General features: G+C 67.2%; 17 protein-coding genes. 5 read left to right on the forward strand and 12 right to left on the reverse strand.

All coding sequences use genetic code 11. The features are described 5' to 3' along the window. Positions 1-86 precede the first annotated feature (86 nt). From HH800_RS21755 to HH800_RS21775, 5 genes are read left to right on the forward strand one after another with little or no spacing between them, the layout of a single operon-like run. Positions 87-536: a MarR family winged helix-turn-helix transcriptional regulator gene (locus HH800_RS21755; RefSeq protein ID WP_169862347.1), complete on the forward strand. Its 450-nt coding sequence runs from the start codon at positions 87-89 to the stop codon at positions 534-536. Next, positions 533-2,641, forward strand: coding sequence for an FUSC family protein (locus tag HH800_RS21760; protein WP_169862349.1), 2,109 nt, complete (start codon positions 533-535; stop codon positions 2,639-2,641). The genes HH800_RS21755 and HH800_RS21760 overlap by 4 nt, the downstream gene beginning before the upstream one ends. Beyond that, the gene (locus HH800_RS21765) at positions 2,638-2,853 is read left to right on the forward strand and encodes a DUF1656 domain-containing protein (protein WP_004209328.1); all 216 of its coding nucleotides are present in this window, start codon (positions 2,638-2,640) and stop codon (positions 2,851-2,853) included. The genes HH800_RS21760 and HH800_RS21765 overlap by 4 nt, the downstream gene beginning before the upstream one ends. Further along, entirely contained in the window at positions 2,850-3,752 is a 903-nt protein-coding gene (locus HH800_RS21770; protein WP_010337503.1) for an efflux RND transporter periplasmic adaptor subunit, read from the forward strand. The genes HH800_RS21765 and HH800_RS21770 overlap by 4 nt, the downstream gene beginning before the upstream one ends. Next, the gene (locus HH800_RS21775; protein WP_169862351.1) at positions 3,745-5,187 is read left to right on the forward strand and encodes an efflux transporter outer membrane subunit; all 1,443 of its coding nucleotides are present in this window, start codon (positions 3,745-3,747) and stop codon (positions 5,185-5,187) included. The genes HH800_RS21770 and HH800_RS21775 overlap by 8 nt, the downstream gene beginning before the upstream one ends. Here HH800_RS21775 and HH800_RS21780 read toward each other — a convergent pair. The 12 genes from HH800_RS21780 to HH800_RS21835 all read right to left on the reverse strand — a co-directional run bounded on the left by HH800_RS21780 (position 5,143) and on the right by HH800_RS21835 (position 17,958). Then, on the reverse strand, positions 5,143-6,084 hold the full coding sequence (locus HH800_RS21780) for a glycoside hydrolase family 43 protein (protein ID WP_169862352.1): 942 nt from the start codon (positions 6,082-6,084) through the stop codon (positions 5,143-5,145). The genes HH800_RS21775 and HH800_RS21780 overlap by 45 nt on opposite strands. Continuing rightward, complete coding sequence (locus tag HH800_RS21785) at positions 6,084-7,295, reverse strand: glycosyl hydrolase 53 family protein (protein WP_169862354.1); 1,212 nt, start codon at positions 7,293-7,295, stop codon at positions 6,084-6,086. Before HH800_RS21785 ends, HH800_RS21780 begins: the two co-directional genes overlap by 1 nt. After that, positions 7,292-9,688, reverse strand: coding sequence for a beta-galactosidase (locus HH800_RS21790; RefSeq protein ID WP_169862356.1), 2,397 nt, complete (start codon positions 9,686-9,688; stop codon positions 7,292-7,294). The genes HH800_RS21785 and HH800_RS21790 overlap by 4 nt, the downstream gene beginning before the upstream one ends. Before the next feature lie 94 nt (positions 9,689-9,782). Then, positions 9,783-10,538 (reverse strand): 2-dehydro-3-deoxy-D-gluconate 5-dehydrogenase KduD, encoded by a 756-nt coding sequence (gene kduD, locus HH800_RS21795; RefSeq protein WP_169862358.1) that lies wholly within the window; start codon positions 10,536-10,538, stop codon positions 9,783-9,785. A gap of 49 nt (positions 10,539-10,587) precedes the next feature. Beyond that, the gene (kduI, locus tag HH800_RS21800; protein ID WP_169862360.1) at positions 10,588-11,427 is read right to left on the reverse strand and encodes a 5-dehydro-4-deoxy-D-glucuronate isomerase; all 840 of its coding nucleotides are present in this window, start codon (positions 11,425-11,427) and stop codon (positions 10,588-10,590) included. Between the two features lie 79 nt (positions 11,428-11,506). Further along, positions 11,507-12,145, reverse strand: a complete 639-nt coding sequence (locus HH800_RS21805) for a LutC/YkgG family protein (RefSeq protein ID WP_169862362.1) — start codon at positions 12,143-12,145, stop codon at positions 11,507-11,509. Beyond that, positions 12,142-13,557 carry a lactate utilization protein B gene (locus HH800_RS21810; protein WP_169862364.1) on the reverse strand — a complete coding sequence of 472 codons (1,416 nt, stop codon included), beginning with the start codon at positions 13,555-13,557 and terminating at the stop codon, positions 12,142-12,144. The genes HH800_RS21805 and HH800_RS21810 overlap by 4 nt, the downstream gene beginning before the upstream one ends. Next, positions 13,554-14,312 carry a (Fe-S)-binding protein gene (locus HH800_RS21815; RefSeq protein ID WP_169862365.1) on the reverse strand — a complete coding sequence of 253 codons (759 nt, stop codon included), beginning with the start codon at positions 14,310-14,312 and terminating at the stop codon, positions 13,554-13,556. The genes HH800_RS21810 and HH800_RS21815 overlap by 4 nt, the downstream gene beginning before the upstream one ends. Then, the gene (locus tag HH800_RS21820) at positions 14,309-15,280 is read right to left on the reverse strand and encodes an alpha/beta hydrolase (protein ID WP_169862367.1); all 972 of its coding nucleotides are present in this window, start codon (positions 15,278-15,280) and stop codon (positions 14,309-14,311) included. The genes HH800_RS21815 and HH800_RS21820 overlap by 4 nt, the downstream gene beginning before the upstream one ends. Further along, positions 15,277-16,083 carry a rhamnogalacturonan acetylesterase gene (locus HH800_RS21825; protein WP_169863393.1) on the reverse strand — a complete coding sequence of 269 codons (807 nt, stop codon included), beginning with the start codon at positions 16,081-16,083 and terminating at the stop codon, positions 15,277-15,279. Before HH800_RS21825 ends, HH800_RS21820 begins: the two co-directional genes overlap by 4 nt. A 64-nt stretch (positions 16,084-16,147) precedes the next feature. After that, the gene (locus HH800_RS21830; RefSeq protein WP_004209342.1) at positions 16,148-16,912 is read right to left on the reverse strand and encodes an SDR family NAD(P)-dependent oxidoreductase; all 765 of its coding nucleotides are present in this window, start codon (positions 16,910-16,912) and stop codon (positions 16,148-16,150) included. A gap of 218 nt (positions 16,913-17,130) precedes the next feature. Continuing rightward, positions 17,131-17,958: an IclR family transcriptional regulator gene (locus HH800_RS21835; RefSeq protein ID WP_004209343.1), complete on the reverse strand. Its 828-nt coding sequence runs from the start codon at positions 17,956-17,958 to the stop codon at positions 17,131-17,133. Positions 17,959-18,075: the final 117 nt, after the last annotated feature.

Here is an 18,075-nt window from a genome sequence, read left to right on the forward strand (position 1 = left end):
CGGTTCATGCCGGGCCGCAGCCGACATTACCAAAAATTCATGGCCGACCCGTTGCACTATAAAATTAGTTAGCTATCTAAGCGTTCGTGAATCGGACCGAACTTCAGCGCGCGCTGGCGCATAATATGCCGCAGATTGCGCGCCTCTGGCGCCAGCTTGCCGATTCCACCCTGGCCGAATTCGGCGTCTCCAATTCCGCCGGCTGGTGCCTTCTCTATCTCGACCGGCTGGGCGCCGACGTGCGCCAGATCGAACTGGCCGATGTGCTGGGCATCACCCAGCCTTCGCTGGTCCGCACCCTCGACCATCTACAGGCCGCCGCCCTGATCGAGCGCACCCCCAATCCGGAGGATCGCCGGTCCAACTGCCTGTCGCTCACCACCTCCGGCCGCGACCTGGTCGGCCGCATCGAAACGCGGCTCAGCAACATGCGCAACGACCTGCTCGATGGTGTGTCAGAGGCGGATATCGAGACGGCGGTCAATCTGTTAGAACTGCTGCGACGCCGTATCGGGGAGCGCCGGGGCCAGTCATGAAAAAGGCCGCTTTGTCAGCCTGGAGCGAGCGCCTCGGCGTTCCCGCCGCGCTATTCTCGCTCAAATGTTTCCTGGCGGCGATGCTGGCCCTTTATGTGGCGCTCAGCATTGGCCTGGAACGCCCCTATTGGGCCTTCCTCACCTCCTATATCGTTGCCCAGCCGCTCGCCGGCGCGGTGATTTCCAAGGCGATCTTCCGCGCCATCGGCACCATTGTCGGGGCCGCCTTCTCCGTCGCGATCGTCCCGCCGCTGGTCAATTCGCCCGAACTCCTGACCCTCGCCATGGCCGCCTGGCTGGCGCTCTGCGTCTTCGTCTCACTGCTCGATCGCACGCCGCGCTCCTACATGTTCGTGCTGGCCGGCTACAGCGCCTGCCTGATCGTCTTCCCCGACGTCGACTCGCCCCAGACCATCTTCACCGTCGCCACCCTGCGCGTGCAGGAAATCTGGATCGGCATCGCCTGCGGCAGCATCGTCCATGGCGTCGTTCTGCCCGGCTCGATCACCGGCAACCTCTTCGCCCGCGTCGAAGCCATGCTGCGCGATGCCGAACGCTGGTCGCGCGACGCGATCGCGACCGATCCGGTGCCCGGCCTTGATGCCGAACGCCGCCGTCTGGCGCAGGACGTCACCGAACTGCACCAGATGTCGATCCATCTGCCCTTCGACATCAGCCGCCTCGCGCCGCGCGTCCGGACTGTGCGCGCGATGCAGGACCAGCTCTCGCTGCTGCTGCCGCTGGGCGCCGCGGTCGAGGATCGGCTGGCGATGCTGAAACAGGCCAATGGCGGCATCGTCCCGGCCCAGGTCGAACAGCTGATCGCCGATGCGCGCGACTGGCTCGATCATCCCGGCACCGACAGTGCGACCCGCGCCGCCGGCGCCCAGGCGCTGATCGACCGCTGCGCCGCGCTGGAACCGGCGGCCGACAGCGATATGGACTGGGCCGGCATGATGCGGCTCAGCCTCTATTCCCGCCTCGGCACGCTGATCGCGGTTCATCGCGACTGCCGCGACCTGTTCGACCAGATGCTGACCCACAGCCGCAGCCCGGTGACGCCGCGCGTGGCCGAACTGCTGGAGGGGCGTCGCAACCGCGAACTGCATCGCGATTATGCCGGCGCCGCGCGCGGCGCCTTCGCCGCCTTCATGACGGTGACGATCGGCTGTGCCTTGTGGATCGGCAGCGGCTGGCATGACGGCGGCAGCGCGGTGATGCTGGCCGGCGTCTTCCTTGCGCTCTTCTCGGCGTCGGACAATCCGCTCGCCCCGCTCAAGGGCTTCATGATCGGCACGATCATCGCCACATTCCTCGGCGCCCTCTACGGCTATGCCATCATGCCCAGGCTCGACGGTTTCGCCATGCTCGCCTTGGCCTATGCGCCGCCGCTGCTGGTGTTGGGCGCGATGATGGCCTCGCCGCGCTGGATGGGCATTGCGCTGCCGACGCTGCTCGGCCTCGGCAGTCCGGTGCTGCTCTCCAGTGCCTATGTCAGCGCCTTCGCCTCCTATGTGAACGGCTCGGTGGCACAGCTGGTCGGCATCTGGTTCGCCATCATCATGGCCGGCCTGCTGCAATCGGCCGGGGTGGAGCGCGCCGTGCGCCGCACCGTGCGCGCCGGCTGGGCCGATATCGCCACTCGCGCCAACCTCATGACCCAGCCCGATGTGCGCGGCTGGATCAACCGCATGCTTGATCGCATCGCGCTGCTCGCTCCGCGCCTCGCCGCCATTCGCACGGACAGCGGCAAGCCGCTCTATGACGCGCTGCGCGATCTGCGCACCGGTGTCGCCATCGGCGAATTGCGCCAGCTCCGCGTCGATCTCCCCTTTGACGAGGGCGCTCCGCTTGGCCGGGTGCTGGGCGGCGTGGCCGACCATTATCGCCGGCTCGATCCCGATGCGCCGGCTGCGGCCGATCCCGCCCTGCTCGACGACATCGACAGCGCCATCGGCGACCTTGCCGCCAATCCGGCCCCCTCGGTCCGCCGCGATGCGATCCTGGCGCTGGTCAGCCTGCGCCGCAATCTCTTCGCCGACAGCGCCGGCTATCGCATGACCCCCCTGACCCCAAAGACCCCCATGACCGGAGTTCCCGCATGACCGGCGAATTGTCCATCGACGGGGTCTTCTTCCCCACGCTGCTGGCGCTGGCGCTGGCCGCGCTCATCCTCACCTATGGCCTCACCCGCCTGATCGCGGCGTTCGGCCTCTACCGCTTTCTTGCCTATCGGGCCCTCGTCGACCTCAGCCTGTTCGTGCTGACGCTCGGGGGCCTGTCCATTCTCGTTCCGATGCTGGGAATCCGCCTATGAACCGCCTGACCGGGACGCTGATCCGCAGCGCCGCCACCATCATCATCGTCATTCTCGCCGTCATCGTCGCGGTGTGGATGTGGAACCATTATGAGCGCAGCCCCTGGACCCGCGACGGCCGAGTGCGCGCCGATGTGGTGCGCGTGACCCCCGATATTGGCGGCCTCGTCACCTCGGTCGCGGTGCGCGACAATCAGCAGGTGAAGGCAGGCGACCTGCTCTTCGTCATCGACACGCCGCGCTATGCGCTGGCGCTGGAACAGGCGGAGGCGCAGATCGCCAGCGCCCAGGCGACGCTCGGCCAGGCCCGGCGAGAGGCGACCCGCGATCTGGCGCTGGGCGACCTCGTCGCCAAGGAAAGCCATGAACAGAATGTCGCCCGCGTCGCCACGGCGCAGGCCGCGCTGGCCGAAGCCAGAAGCGCGCGCGACGCCGCCGCCTTGAACCTCAAGCGCACCCAGGTCCGCGCCTCGGTCAATGGCGTCGTCACCAATCTCGATCTCCATCCCGGCGACTATCTGGGCGCCGGCACCCAGGCGATGGCGTTGATCGACAGCGACAGCCTGCGGGTCGAGGGCTATTTCGAGGAAACCAAGTTGCCTCTGGTCTGCATCGGCGCGCCCGTCACCGTCCGCCTGATGGGGGAGAAGCAGGATCTGCACGGCAAGGTCGAAAGCATTGCCTATGGCATCAATGACTCGACCCGCAGCGATTCCGGCAATCTCCTGCCCACGGTCGAGCCGACCTTCTCCTGGGTCCGCCTCGCCCAGCGCATCCCGGTCCGGGTGAAGCTCACCAATGTCCCGGCCAATATCACGCTGATCTCGGGCCGCACCGCCACGGTGACGGTCGAACCGGCGAAGAAGGATGCCAAGCCGGGAAGCTGCCGCCATGCGTAAGGGTATCGCCACATCCTTGATGGCACTGGCGCTCAGCGCCTGCGCCACCGCCGGGCCGGACTATCATCCGCCCGAGCATTCGGCCGCGACCGCGCCGGGCGCGCAGGGTAATTTCCAGTCGGCGCAGGGTGCGGGCTTCAGCAATGCCGACCTGCCCGACCATTGGTGGAAACTCTATAACGACCCCCGGCTCGACGCGCTGATTGCCGAGGCGCTGACCGCCAATACCGACCTGCGCGTCGCCGATGCCAATCTCACCGCGGCGCAGGCCGTGCTGCGCGAGACGGAGGCGGGGCGCCAGATCAGCACCACGATCAGCGGCGGCGAAACGCTGGCACGGCCTTCGGGCGTGACCCAGCATCTGCCCGGCTCGGTCAGCTATGATTTCGGCCTCAGCGCCTCCTATCCGCTCGACCTCAACGGTCGCATCCGCCGCGCGATCGAATCGAGCGGCGCCAATGTCGAGGCAGTGACCGCCGCGCGCGACTATGTCCGCGTCAGCGTCGCCGCCGCCACGGCCAAGGCCTATGCCCAGGTCTGCGCCGCCAATTATGCGCTCGGCGTCAATCGCCGGGTCGTCTCGCTCCAGCGCGATACGCTCAACGCCACCCAGCGCCTGTTCAAGGGCGGTCGCGGCACCGCCTTCGACGTCAGCCGCGCCCAGGCGGCAGTGGACCAGAGCGAGGCGACGCTGCCGGTCTATGAAGCACAGCGCCAGAGCGGCCTCTATCTGCTCGCCACCCTGCTCGGCCGTCCGCCGGCCGATTATCCCAGGGATGTGGAAAGCTGCGCCACTCTGCCGTCGCTTGGCGCGCCGCTGCCGGTGGGCGATGGCACCGCGCTGATCCGTCGCCGCCCCGACATCCGCCAGGCCGAACGCATGATCGCGTCCGACACCGCGACTTTGGGCGTCGCCATGGCCGATCTCTATCCGCAGGTCAGCATCGGCGGCTCGGTCGGCCTGTCCGGCCCGCTCAAGGATTTCGGCTCCGGCTCCGCCTTCGGCTTCAGCCTCGGCCCGCTCATCAGCTGGACCTTCCCCAACCGCCCGGTGGTCCGCGCTCGGATTGCTCAGGCCGATGCCCAGGTGCAGGCCGATCTTGCCAGCTTCGACGGCAGCGTGCTGGAAGCGCTGCGCCAGACCGAAACCGCGCTCGAAACCTATCGCCGCGATGCGGAAAAGGCCGCCGCGCTCGATCGCGCGCGCGACAGTGCCAATGTCTCTGCGGGGCAGGCGAACAAGCTGTTCCGCTTCGGCCGCAGCGATTTCCTCGACCTGCTCGATACCCAGCGCAGCCTCGCCAGCGCCGAATCCTCGGCCGCGGCCGCCCGCGTCCAGCTGGTGCAGGACCAGATCGCCATCTTCCTGGCGCTGGGCGGCGGCTGGACCTCAGACGATGTCGGCAACCAGGGCACGGGGAACGCGCAGCAATGATCCGTGGCGCGCGCCGGCCGGCATGGTCAGGCGTGCGCTGACGTCGGTCCAGTTGACCATGTCGCGGGTCATCGCCGCGCCCCAGCGACCCTCCTTGTAGACGTCATAATAACAGACCAGCGCATCGCCGACCTGCGCGCTCATCGGCCCCTCGACCCAGCCGGGCGAGAAGGGCGGCGACAGGGGGCCGAACGGTCCGGTCGGGCTTTCCGCCTTGGCCACCTGCAGCCATTTGTGCGGCGGCTGCACCGTCTCATCCTTGACGATCAGATAGAGGCCGCCACCCGGCGCCTGCGCGAACGTCCCGTCGATCACGCTGAAGCCGGGGTCATAGAGCGGCGCGGGCGCGCTGAACGTCTCGAAATCGGCCGTGCTGACCGACCAGAGACGGTGGTTGTAGCCCGATTCCGATGTCCCCGCCGTTTCGGTGAAGCGCCCCTCCACCGTGCTCGACCAGAAGAGGATATGCCGCCCCGTCGCCGGATCGCGCACCGCCTCGGGCGCCCAGCAATTGCGGGTGCCCGGCACGTCCTGCATCACCGGAATGGCGCGCTGCGGCGACCATTGGACCAGATCGCGGCTGGTCGCATGGCCGATCGTCACCCCTTCCCAGGCGGTGGTCCACAGCAGATGATAGACGCCCTTGTCCGCGAACAGATAGGGGTCGCGCATCAGCTTCTTCTCGCCCACCTGCGGCACCAGCAGGCTGCGTCCGCCCGCCAGCGTGCGAAAGGCAAAGCCATCCTCGCTCACCGCCAGTTTGAGGCCATCGGCCTCGCCCTTGCCGGTGGTGAAATAGGCAAAGACCAGCAGGTCATCGGCGCGCGCCGCCGATCGGGTGGCGCACCCCGCCAGCGCCAGCGCGCCCAGCCCCAATGTGAAGTCGCGCCGTCTCATCAGCGATAATCCTTGGCCATTTGCGGGTAGAGGTTGATCAGCTCATTGGCGACATAGTCGCCGCCATGGCCCATCGGCCCGGTCGGTTCGGGTTTCGGCACGGCCGGTTGCTGCGATGCCAGCCCGCCCGGCGCTTCCGCCCCGTTCAGCCCCTGGCTGATCAGGTCGGGCTTGGCCCCCTCGCCGGCATTATGCCCATCCTGGTCGAAAATCGCCTCCTGGTGCCGGATCGGCTCCCAGATGAACGTGCCCCAGCCATGCTTGCCGGGCAGGGCATGGACCAGATCGTTGATATAGCGCTTGCGGCTCGAATATTCGGCGACCAGCAGCCCCTTGTCGGGATAGCGCTTCACAAATTCGCTGAAGGTCGTGGCCCAGTCACCCTGCGCCCGCTGCTGGTAGCAGGAAAAGCCGACCACATCGAAATCCACCTGCCGCGCGATCAGCGCATCGGTCCATTCGCGTACGATCGGCCAGTGCCGGCCCAGATGATTATGCACCTGGATCGCGACCCCCGGCTCGGCCCGGCGCGCGCCGGCGATCCCCGCGCGCAGCAGCGCGGCAAAGCCGTCGAACCCGCCGACCTCGCCGACCTTGGCATGATTGGCGTCGGTCACCGGATTGCCGGTCGACGTCGACAGTTTCACCCGGCCAAGGGGCCACAACATGCCGAAGGTCGTTTCATTGCCGATCACCGCCATGTCGACCGGCGCGCCGCCCGCCCGCATCGCCACCAGCGTGTCATGGGTATGTGCCTCGACTGCCTTGGCCAGCGCCGGCAGGTCATAACCGGCCCAGGCCGCCGGCACCGCCTGATGCTCCGGATCGGCCCAGGTGTCGCTATAATGGAAACTCAGCACCAGCCCCATGCCGGCATCGCGCACTCGCTTGCCCAGCTTCACCGTCTGGGTCAGGCCGGCCCAGCCCTTGTCCGGCTCCCGCCTGGAATAGCCCTTGGCCGGATCGACGAAGATGCGCAGCCGGATCGCGTTGAACCCGGCATCGCGCAGGATCAGGATCGGGTCTTTCTGCACCCCGTCCACGAAATAGCGCGCACCCGCCGCCTCATCCTCGGGCACCCAGCTCACATCGGCACCGATCAGATAGGGGCCGGGCCGCGCGCCATTTTTGCTCACCTTGGCCAGCGCCGGCTGGGCCAGCAGGGGCAGGGTGGCAAGGCCGAATGTGCCGCGGCGTGTGAACCCGTTCATGCCTTCACCTCCATGCGATATTCCGGGACGATGCGCAGCACCTCCAGCGTCGCGACCTGTTCCCCCGCCGGCAGCTTGGCCCGCGCGGCATCGTCCAGATAGATGGGCGCGTCCGCGCGCAGCGGCATCACCGTCAGCGTCCAGGGCCGCCCCAGCCTCGCGGCAAAGCGCTTGAGTCCGATCCGCCAGACCCGCCCGTCCCAATAGGCATCGTCCAGCATGTCGGGGCCATCGAACAGCCGGCCGATATCGCCGCGCCAGTCAATCTCCAGAAAGGCGTCGCCACCCTCGGCCAGAACATCCCTGGGAATGGTGAAGCTAAAGGCCGCCGCCGCCTTGTGCGCCTCGGGCAGGGGCTGCATCGCCGCCTTGGCCGGCCCGCCAATCTCGATCGGCGGCGCCGTGCCCGCCTCGCGCGTTTGGCTGAAGGGCAGGGGCGCGATGCCTGTCGCCTTCGCCGTCATCATCGCTGCCTTGCCGGGCAATATCTGCCAGGCGAAACGCGCCTCGCCGCGCTGGCGCAGTTCCAGCCCGTTCGGCCCGAACAGCACATCCGCCGCGCTCAGCACCACGCGCCGCTCGCCACCGATCTCGCCGACCCAGATGCGCTTTGCCGCCTCCCGCTCGATCAGCAGCAACCGCACCGATCGCCCGTCCGCGCCCGTCACCCGCACCGGCCGCGTCGCGGATGGCGGCACCTGGACGATCACCCGCCCGCCTTCGCTGCGTGCCGGCGCATCGACCTTCGTCTCCGCCGGAAAGGCCAACTCTACCGGGCCGGGCAGGCAGGCCGCCATCACATGGATCGGCCCGTCCCTGTCGGCAATGCGCGTCACCGGCTGCGCCGTCGCCCAGTCGAGCCGCACCCCGTCCAGATCCATGCCGATCGGCCAGAAGAAATTGTCGCCCGGCGCGATCGTCACCGGCCGGCTCGGTAGGCGAACCGTGCCGCCGGCCAATGTCACATTGAACTGCGTGCCGGGATGCGCCGCCGTGCCATATTGGCGGACATGATTGTTGACGAACAGGAAGCCGCTGTTCCCCTTCGCCCGCACCGCCCAGCGCAGCGTCTTCAGGTCATCCTTGTCGGCCGGCAGCACGGCCGGCGCATGCACCGTCATCGGCGCCAGCGTCTCGCCATATTCGGCCAGGAAATAATGGAGCGGGCGCAGCGCCGCGCTGACCGGATTGACCTCGCCATATTGGCCGATCGGCGCCTGGAAATCATAGCCGATCGCCGGGCAGTCATTATAACCGCCCGACCGCTGCGTTTCCTCCAGCATGCGCCCGTTCGCCATCGGGTTGGCGCCGCCATGGAACATATAATAGCCCAGCAGATTGACGCCCGATCCGACCTGCGTCGTCACCGCCGCCGCCACGTCGGCCGGCTGCAACTGCGGCCGCCGCCGATACATGACCGGCACACCGCCGCCATATTCCGCGCCCAGGAAGGGCGTATCTTCCATGTCGCTGTCGGCGTCGCCGCGTCGCCCGCCGCGCGTCTGTGCGCCCAGGTCGCCGCTCACCCGGCTGTCGAAGCGGAACAGGTAATTTTCCTTGGGCGGCAGTTTCACCGTCTTCGCCGACCAGGGCTCGTCGGGATAGCCGCCATGCACCGGCACGACCTCGCCCTTGGGATAGACGGTCTGGTCCCATCCGGTCACGGTATAGAGCGGCACGTCGAAGCCGATCCCCAGCGCCAGCGCCTTCAGCGCCGCGATATGCTCCCGGCCCTGGCCGGGGCCAGCCAGATTATATTCATTCTCGACCTGCATGCCGACGATCGGCCCGCCATCCTTCCACATTAGCCCGTTGAGCTGATCGTGCAGTCCGCGCCAGAAGCGCTCGACCTGTGCCATATAGGCGGGGTCGTTGCTGCGCGTGCGGGTGCTGCCGGCGATCCAGTCGGGAATGCCGCCAAAGCGCGCTTCGGCATGGCCCCAGGGGCCGGGCCGCAGGAAGAAGAGCAGGCCATGTTTCTGGCAGAGCCGCACGAAGCGCCCGATGTCGCGATCGCCGGTCCAGTCGATCCTGCCGGGCGCCAGTTCGACATGGTTCCAGAGAACATAGGAGGCGACGATGCCGACGCCGGCCGCCTTCATCTTCAGCAATTCCTCTTCCCAATAGGCGCTCGGGAAGCGGGTGAAGTGAAATTCGCCCATCACCGGCAGCCAAGGCCGGTCGTCGCGGGTCAGATAGAGATTGGTGATGCCGATCCGCCCCTGCGGCCCGGCGCTGGTGCCCATATGGAGATGGCCGGACTTGAGCGGCAGGCCCGGCTTGCGCGCGTCCAGGCTGTTGGCCGTCTGGGCAAGGGCATCAGCGGGAAGGGCGAGGCCCAGGCCGGCAAGGCCCGTGGCAGTCAGCGCCGTGCGCCGGTCGATATCGGGCATCCGTCCTCCTGTGATGGGTCGGGAGGCTGAGCCCTCCTCTTGGATCAGGTCTGTCCTGCGCCCACCCGCCTAGGAACGGGCGCAGGACGGGATATCAGCGGGCCAGCCAGCCGCCATCGACGGCCAGGACATGGCCATGGATATAATTGGCGGCCGGCGAGGCGAGGAACACGGCAGCGCCGCCAATGTCGCTGGGGTCACCCCAGCGGCCGGCCGGGATGCGCTCCTGGATCTGGCGGTTGCGGGTCTCGTCGGCCTGCAGCGCGGCGGTGTTGTTGGTCGCGATATAGCCCGGCGCGATCGCGTTGACGTTGACGCCCCTGGCCGCCCATTCGTTCGCCAGCAGCTTGGTGAGGCCGGCGACGCCGCTCTTCGACGCGGTATAGCTCGGCACCCGGATGCCGCCCTGGAAGGACAGCAAGGAGGCGATGTTGACGATCTTGCCGCTGCCCTGTGCCAGCATGTGCCGCCCGGCAGCCTGGGCGAGGAAGAAGGTCGACTTCAAATTGGTGTCGATCACCGCGTCCCAGTCTTCCTCGGTGAAGTCGACGCCGTCGGCGCGGCGAATGATGCCGGCATTGTTGATCAATATGTCGAGCCCGCCCAGCTTCTCGATCGTCTCGTCGACGACGCGCTGCACCGGTTCGATGCTGGAAAGATCGGCCGAGACGATCTCGGCCTTGCGGCCGAGCGCGCGAACCTTCTCGACGGTCTCTTCCGCCGGGGTGCGGCCGACCGCCGCAATGTCGGCGCCGGCCGCCGCGAGCGACAGCGCGATCGCCTGGCCAATGCCGGTATTGGCGCCGGTGACGATGGCGACCTTGCCACCAAGATCGAAGATAGTGCTCATGTCAGGACTCCCTGGCCCCTCCCGCTTGTGCGGAAGGGGCGAAAAACCGTCAGGCCAGCTGGCAGATATCCAGCACGTTCATGTCGGTATAGTCCTGGTTCTCGCCGGCCATCGCCCAGATGAAGGCATAGGCCTTGGTGCCCGATCCCATATGGATCGACCAGGGCGGCGAGATCACCGCTTCCTCATTGGCCATGACGATGTGACGCATCGCGTCGCCCTCGCCCATATAGTGGAAGACGCGGTCGGCATCGCCATCCAGCTCGAAATAGAAATAAATCTCGCTGCGGCGCTCATGGATGTGCGGCGGCATGGTGTTCCACACCGAACCGGGCTTCAGGACCGTGAGGCCCATGACCAGCTGCGCGCTATCGCAGATGCCGGGGATGACGAGCTGGAAGATGGTGCGCTCGTTCGACTCTTCCAGCGAACCACGTTCCAGCGCATTGGCGTCGGCAATGCCGAGCTTGCGGGTGGTGAACGCCTTGTGCGCCGGGCAGGAGGCGAGATAATAGCGCGCGCCGGCGCCGGCGAACTCCACATCCTTCGCGCCCATCGTCACATAGAGGCAATCCTTGTTGCCGAGCGTGAAGACTTCGCCGTCGACGGTCACGGTGCCTTCGACGCCCGAGACATTGACGATCGCCAGCTCGCGCCGCTCCAGGAACGGATGGCCCGCCGCCGAGGCCGGCTCGGTCTGCGCCGGCAGCTTCACCGGTGCGTCAGCCACCGCCACGCCGCCGATCACGAAGCGTTCGGCATGGGTATAGTTGAGCACGCATTCGCCGTGACGGAACAGCCCGCCGATCAGATAGCGATCCCGCAGCTCCTCGTTCGACACGCACTCCATCATGTCGGGGTGGGTCGCATAATAGGTCTTGTCGAACATCGGGAATCTCCATCTAAACTTTGGCCAAGCTTATAACGGCGCAGGCGGCGAATGTAAGCCTGTTTTCCCGGAATGTGGACTATTGTTCCGACATATGAGGAAAATCGCCGCGCAGCAGGATGACATGCAGGAAGCGGGGACCATGGGCGCCGCGCACATAGGTGCCCTCGATATCGGTCGTCCCCGACACGCCGGTGATCCAGTAATGGGCGCGCGGCTGCGGCCCGGCCAGCGGCGCCTCCTCCAGCCAGGGGGCGATGTCGGCCACGCGCAGCAGCACCAGATGGTGCAGCGTCAGGAAATTGGGCAGCATCGGCGCCTGCGGGCTCGTCTCGAATATCAGCGATCCGGTCTCGGCAATGCCCTTGCGCGCAATCGCCAGCGTCGCCGCCTCGTCTGGCGCGGCGTCCTGATGCAGGGCAAAGCCGCTCCAGTCGCAGCCCGACAGGCGCGGGTCGGGCGGCAGGCACAGCGCGCGCGCCTCGCCCTGCGCATCCAGATAGCGCGCGACCGCGGCCGGCAGCTCTTCGACCGTCTCGATGACGTCATGGCTGGCGCTGACGCTGGGCAGCGCCAGCCGCGCCAGAAATTCCGCCCCGACCTGGGCGATATCGACCGCCGGCCGCTCCGGCGTGCCGAGCAGCGCTGCCGCCTCCGCCGCTATGTCAACTTCGCTGTCATCTTTCAGACGACTTAGGATGGCCTCGCGCGCATTCATCGGCCGTTTTCCTTGCGATATTGGTCCATGAAGGTTTGCGCCGCGGGCTTGGGCATGTCGCGATAGCGGGTCCAGCCGCCGGCCAGCGGCAGTGAACGGATCCAGCCCTTGCTGCCCAGCAGCCGCATCGCCCGCACCGCCAGGCCGGTGCCCATCCGATAGAGGCGTGGCCGGGTCGCGACCCAGGCCCATAGGCCCAGCCCGGCACGCAGCGATTGCGGCTCCAGCCCCTCGCGCCAGCTCTTCTCCCGCCAGCCGCGCAGCAGCGTCGGCAGCGGGATGCGCACAGGGCACACTTCCTGGCACTTGCCGTTCATGGTGCAGGCATTGGGCAGATCGCGGCTCTGCTTCAGCCCGTCCAGCACCGGGGTCAGCACCGCGCCCATCGGCCCCGGATAGGTGCCGCCATAGGCATGGCCGCCAATCTGCCGGAACACGACGCAATGGTTCATGCAGGCGCCACAGCGGATGCAGCGCAGCATCTCGGCCAGCCCCTCCTCGCGCATCCGGGTGCGGCCATTGTCGACCAGCACGATATGCATCTCCTCCGGCCCATCCCGGTCGCCGGGACGCTTGGGGCCGGTGTAGAAGGTCGTATATTGGGTCAGCGCCGCGCCGGTCGCCGATCGCGCCAGCATCCGCAGCATATGCACGGCATGGGGCATGCTCGGCACGATCTTCTCGATCCCGGCCGTCACGATATGGACGCGCGGCGGGACCAGCGACAGCTCGGCATTGCCCTCATTGGTGACGGTGCAGATCGCGCCGGTGTCGGCGATCAGGAAATTGGCGCCGGAAATGCCGACATCCGCGCCCAGCATCTGCGTGCGCAGCTCGCGCCGCGCGCTTTCCGCCATGGCGGCGATCGTCTCTTCCTCATGCGGCGTGCGATGCTTCGCCTTGAACAGGGCGGACACCTGCTCGCGGGTCTTGTGCATCGCCGGCCAGATGATGTGCGAGGGCCGCTCGTCGGCCAACTGGATGATATGTTCGGCAAGGTCGGTCTCGACCCGGCCGATCCCGGCCTCGGCCAGCGCATGGGGCAGGCCGATCTCCTCGCCCAGCATCGACTTGGACCGGGCGACGCTCTTGGCCTTCGCTGCCTTGCACAGGGCGATGACGATGTCGCAGGCCTCGTCGGCGGTGCGCGCCCAATGGACCTTCGCCCCGGCCGCGGTGGCGTTCGCCTCGAACTGCTCCAGATAATGGCCCAGATGGGCGACGACATGGTCCTTGATCGCCGCCGCGCGGGTGCGCGCCGCCTGGAAATCGGGAAAGGCGTCGACCGCGACCGCGCGCTTGGCCTCGGCCGTGCCCGCCGTCCGCTCGACCGCAACCTTCAGGATGCGGTCGGCCAGCGCCGCATCGGCGCGATCCTTGAAGCTGGTCGCTTCGGCCGGTGCGCCGCTCATGCCTCTTCCCCGATCGCCGGGCCGTCGCCCATGCCGGCGATCAGCTCGATCGCGTGGAAGGCGCGGACCTTGCTACCCTGCCGATTGAGCTTGCCCGCCATGTTCATCAGGCAACCCAGGTCGCCCGCCAGCAGCAGGTCGGCGCCGGTCGCCTCGATCGCGTCCGCCTTCTCGCCGACGATCGCGTTGGAAATGGCGGGATATTTGACGCAGAAGGTGCCGCCAAAGCCGCAACAGGTTTCCTCGCCCGCCAACGGCGTCAGCTCCAGCCCGGCGATGGGCTTCAGCAACCGGCGCGGCTGCGCCTTGACGCCCAGCTCGCGCAGCCCCGAGCAGCTGTCATGATAGGTCGCCTTGGCATCCATCTGCACGCCCTCGGGCTTCCACCCGCATTGCTCGTCCAGATAGGCCATGATCTCCCATGTCTTCGCCGCCACCGCCTGCGCGCGCGGCAGCCATTCCGGGTCATGCTCGAACAGCTCGGGATAATGGCAACGGATCGTGCCGCCGCACGATCCCGACGGCACCACCACCGCCTCATAGGGTTCCAGCGCGACGATCGTCTGTTTCGCCAGTGCGATCGCATGATCGGTATCGCCGCTGTTGAGCGCCGGCTGGCCGCAACAGGTCTGGCCCTCGGGCACGACCACGTCGCAGCCCGCCGCCTCCAGCGCGCGGATCGCGGCAAAGCCGATGCGCGGGCGCATCATGTCGACCAGGCAGGTGACGAACAGGGCAATTTTGCGCTGGGTCACACGCCATGCCTCTTGGCAAAGGCCAGGAACAGGTCGGGCCAGGGCGCGGCCGACTGGGCTTGCGCCGTAATGCCGAAGCCATGGCCGCCATTTTCGAACAAATGGCATTCGGTCGGAATCTTCTGCGCCCGTAGCGCCGCCAGCATGGCGATGCTGTTGTCGACCGGCACCGCCGGATCGTCGATCGCATGGGCCAGGAACACCGGCGGCGTCTGCGCGCTCACATCCTGGTCCAGCGAATAGGCGCGCATTCGTTCGACACTCGGATTCTCGCCCAGCAACTGCGTGCGCGACCCCTTGTGGACGAACGGCCCCTCCATCTGGATCACCGGATACATGTAAGCGGCGACGGCGGCCTTGATCGGCTCGCGATCGGCGGCATCGACCGGCTTGTAGCTTTCCACCGGCGTCCGGCTGGTCAGCCAGGCGGCCAGGTGCCCGCCGGCGGAAAAGCCGATCACGCCGACCCGATTGGCGTCGAACTTCTCCTTCGCGGCCAGGCTACGGACCAGCCGCAGCGCGCGCTGCGCATCCTGCAGCGGCGCTTCGGCCCCGGCGGCCCAGCCATCGGCCGGCAGGCGATAGAGCAGCACGAAGCAGACATAGCCCGCCTCGGCAAAGCGGCGCGCGATCGAATAGCCCTCATGGCCGATCGCCACCCGGCTGTATCCGCCGCCGGGGATCAGCATGATCGCCGCGCCATTGGGCTTTGCCGGCCGCAACAGGGTCAGGGTCGGGGTGACGATATGGGCGAACACGCCATCGTCCGGCCCGCTGTCGGGCCGGCGCAGCGTCTCCACTTCCTTCACCGTCACATGCTCGCTGCCCGGCGCCTTGCCCGGCCAGATCGGAAAGCGGACGAACCCCTGGGGCAGCGGAAAGCTCTGCGCCAGCGCGTCGCTCATCGGCGCAAGCGCGGCGGCAACGGCGGCGCCGGTCAACAGGCCGCGGCGGTCAAGCATGGTCATTGGCATTCGGTCCTTCCCAGCGGCGTGGTCCGATTTAGTGCCGGCCGGCTCGCCAGTACCTTGGCCGAAATTGGCAGGTTCAGCGCCTTGAGGCCGCCGGCGACCAGATCGGCGACATTGCGCGCGCCCAGTTCGCTGAAATGGGTATCGTCATCAATCCCCTTGGGGAAGCCGGGCATCTTGTCCTCCGCCTTGTAGTGGAGGAAATAGGTCTTCGCCTTGTCCGGCCCGGCCCGGTCGACCCAGGCGCGCGACAGCGCCTCCAGATCGATGATCGGCACATGCGCGCTCGCCGCCAGTTCGCGCATCACGGCGGAATATTCGGCGAAGTCGGCCTTCGCCTTGCCGTCGGCGCCAAAGCTGCGCCGCGTCACCGGCGTCACCAGAACCGGCGTGCCGCCGGCCCCGCGCACGTCCCAGATGAAGCGCAGCAGATTGTTGCGATAGTCGGTCTGCGCCGGCGCCCAGCGCTGCGGCTTGGCGCGATAGGCATCATTATGGCCGAACTGGATCAGCACCGTGTCGCCGGGCATCAGCTCGCTCATCAATTTCGTCCAGCGCCCTTCCTCGATGAAGGTGCGGGTCGACCGCCCGCCCATCGCATGGTTGGACACCCGCACCTCGGGCGACAGGCCGCAGCCCAGCATCATGCCCCAGCCGGTCTGGGGATAATTGCCCTTCTTGTAATTGGCCGCGGTCGAATCGCTGGCGATCAGGATCGTGTCGCCCGGCTGCGTCGCCAGCGCCGGCAGGGGCGTGGCCAGCAGGGCGAGGGCGGCGGCGGCTTTGGTGACGATCCTCATCGGCATGTCCTGTTTCCTGAATACCGTCATCCCCGCTTTCGCGGGAATGACGGCGCTCAATATCTTATTGCAGGTTCACATACATGCCGCCGTCGACCAGCAGCGCCGCGCCGGTGACATAGGCGGCCATGTCCGATGCCAGGAAGACGATCGGCCCGGCCAGGTCTTCGGGCGCGCCGAGGCGGCCGAGCGGCGTGCGCTTTTCCATATATTCGCGCTTCTCGACATCGGCCAGGTCATCCTTGTTGATCTCGGTCAGGATGGTGCCGGGCAGCACGCTGTTGCAACGGATGCCATATTTGCCGAGCGCAATCGCCGTGGACTGCATCAGCGAATGCACGCCGGCCTTGGTCGGGGTGTAGTGCGTCTGAAATTCGCCGCCGACCAGCGCCGAGATGGAGGAGACGGCGACGATCGATCCGCCATGGCCCTGCTTCACCATCTGCTGCGCGGCCGCCTGCACCATGAAATAGGCGCCGTGCAGATTGACCTTGAAGGTGCGCTCCACCACGTCGACCGGCATGTCGAGGAAGCCGTGGAACGGGCAGATGCCGGCATTGCTGACCATCACGTCGACCTTGCCGAACGCCTCGACCGCCTTGGCGACGAAGTCCTGCGCGGTCTGCGGATCGGCGACATCGCCCTTCACCGCGATCGCGCGCTGGCCCAGCGCCTCGATCTCGGCGACGCAGCTCGCGGCCGGGCCGTCGCTATGGGCGTAATTGATGACGACGTCGGCGCCATGCTGGGCGGCGCCGATGGCGGCCGCGCGGCCGATGCCGGTCGATGCGCCGGTGACGAGGACGGTCTTGCCTTCAAGCAGCTTCATGGGATTGGTCTTCCTTGCTTCAAAGATTTCGGGTCGCAGGCAAATGACAATCCTCCCCTGCAAGGGGAGGTGGCGGGCGCGAAGCGCCCGACGGAGGGGTGTCCCGCTCTCGACGGGGCGACACCCCTCCACCACTTCGTGGTCCCCTTCGGCAGAGTCGCGCGCCTCTGCCGAACCTTGCAGGGGAGGAATATTGCCGTGCTCGCCACCGCTACAAACTAGCGCCGCACCGGGCGGCGGGGGGATTTGACGCCGGGGGTCCAGCCCAGATCGGCGCTGACCTTCTGCGCGGCGGCGCGGACCTCGTCGCTCAGCGATGCCATGCGCTCATCGTCCATATATTGGGCGGCGCTCGACAGGCTGATGGCGGCGACGATCGCGCCCGACGCATCGCGGATCGGCGCGGCGACGCAGCGTATCTGGTCTTCATTCTCTTCCAGGTCGAACGCGCGGCCGGCCGCGACATAGCCGCGCATCCGCTCCAGCCATGTGGCCGGGTCGGCATCATGGGTGCCGTTCTCCCGCTCGCTCTCCAGCAGCCGGGTCCAGCCCGCCTCCGGATCGTCCAGCATCAGCGCCTTGCCAAGGCCCGTCGACGTCAGCGGATGGCGATCGCCGATCCGGCTCGAAATCTCGACCCGGCGGCGGCCGGGAATCTTGTCCAGATAGAGCGCTTGGTCGCCGTCCAGCCGGCCCAGATGCACCACATCCTCGCTCGCCGCGGCCAGCGCTTCCAGATGGGGGCGGGCAATCTGCACCACGTCGGCCTGGCTCTGCGCCAGGAAGCCGAGCTGCAGCAGCTTGGGGCCGAGCTGATAGCCCTCGCGCGGCAGGAAGGTCAGGAAACCGCGCTCGACCAGCGCATTGGCCAGGCGGTGGGTGGTGGAGCGCGTCAGGCCCATGCGCTCGGACAGGTCGGCGAGCTTCACCGGCCCGTCGATCACCTGGTCGAGCAGGTCCAGCCCGCGCTGAAGGGTCTGCGACCCCTGCGTCTTCGACTTTTCCTCTCGCGGACCCGATTCCGGGTTTGACGTATTTTGTCTCATCTACTAACACTCTATCCCACAAAATGAGAAAAACAAGGGTGTAGGAGAGGCCGGACGCGATTCTTCCCCTCAATTGCCCCACGTTGTGCGCATTTTGTCCATATGGTGGAAGTGTTA

The sequence above is a fragment of the Sphingobium yanoikuyae genome (assembly GCF_013001025.1).
GTDB classification, from domain to species: Bacteria; Pseudomonadota; Alphaproteobacteria; order Sphingomonadales; family Sphingomonadaceae; genus Sphingobium; species Sphingobium yanoikuyae_A.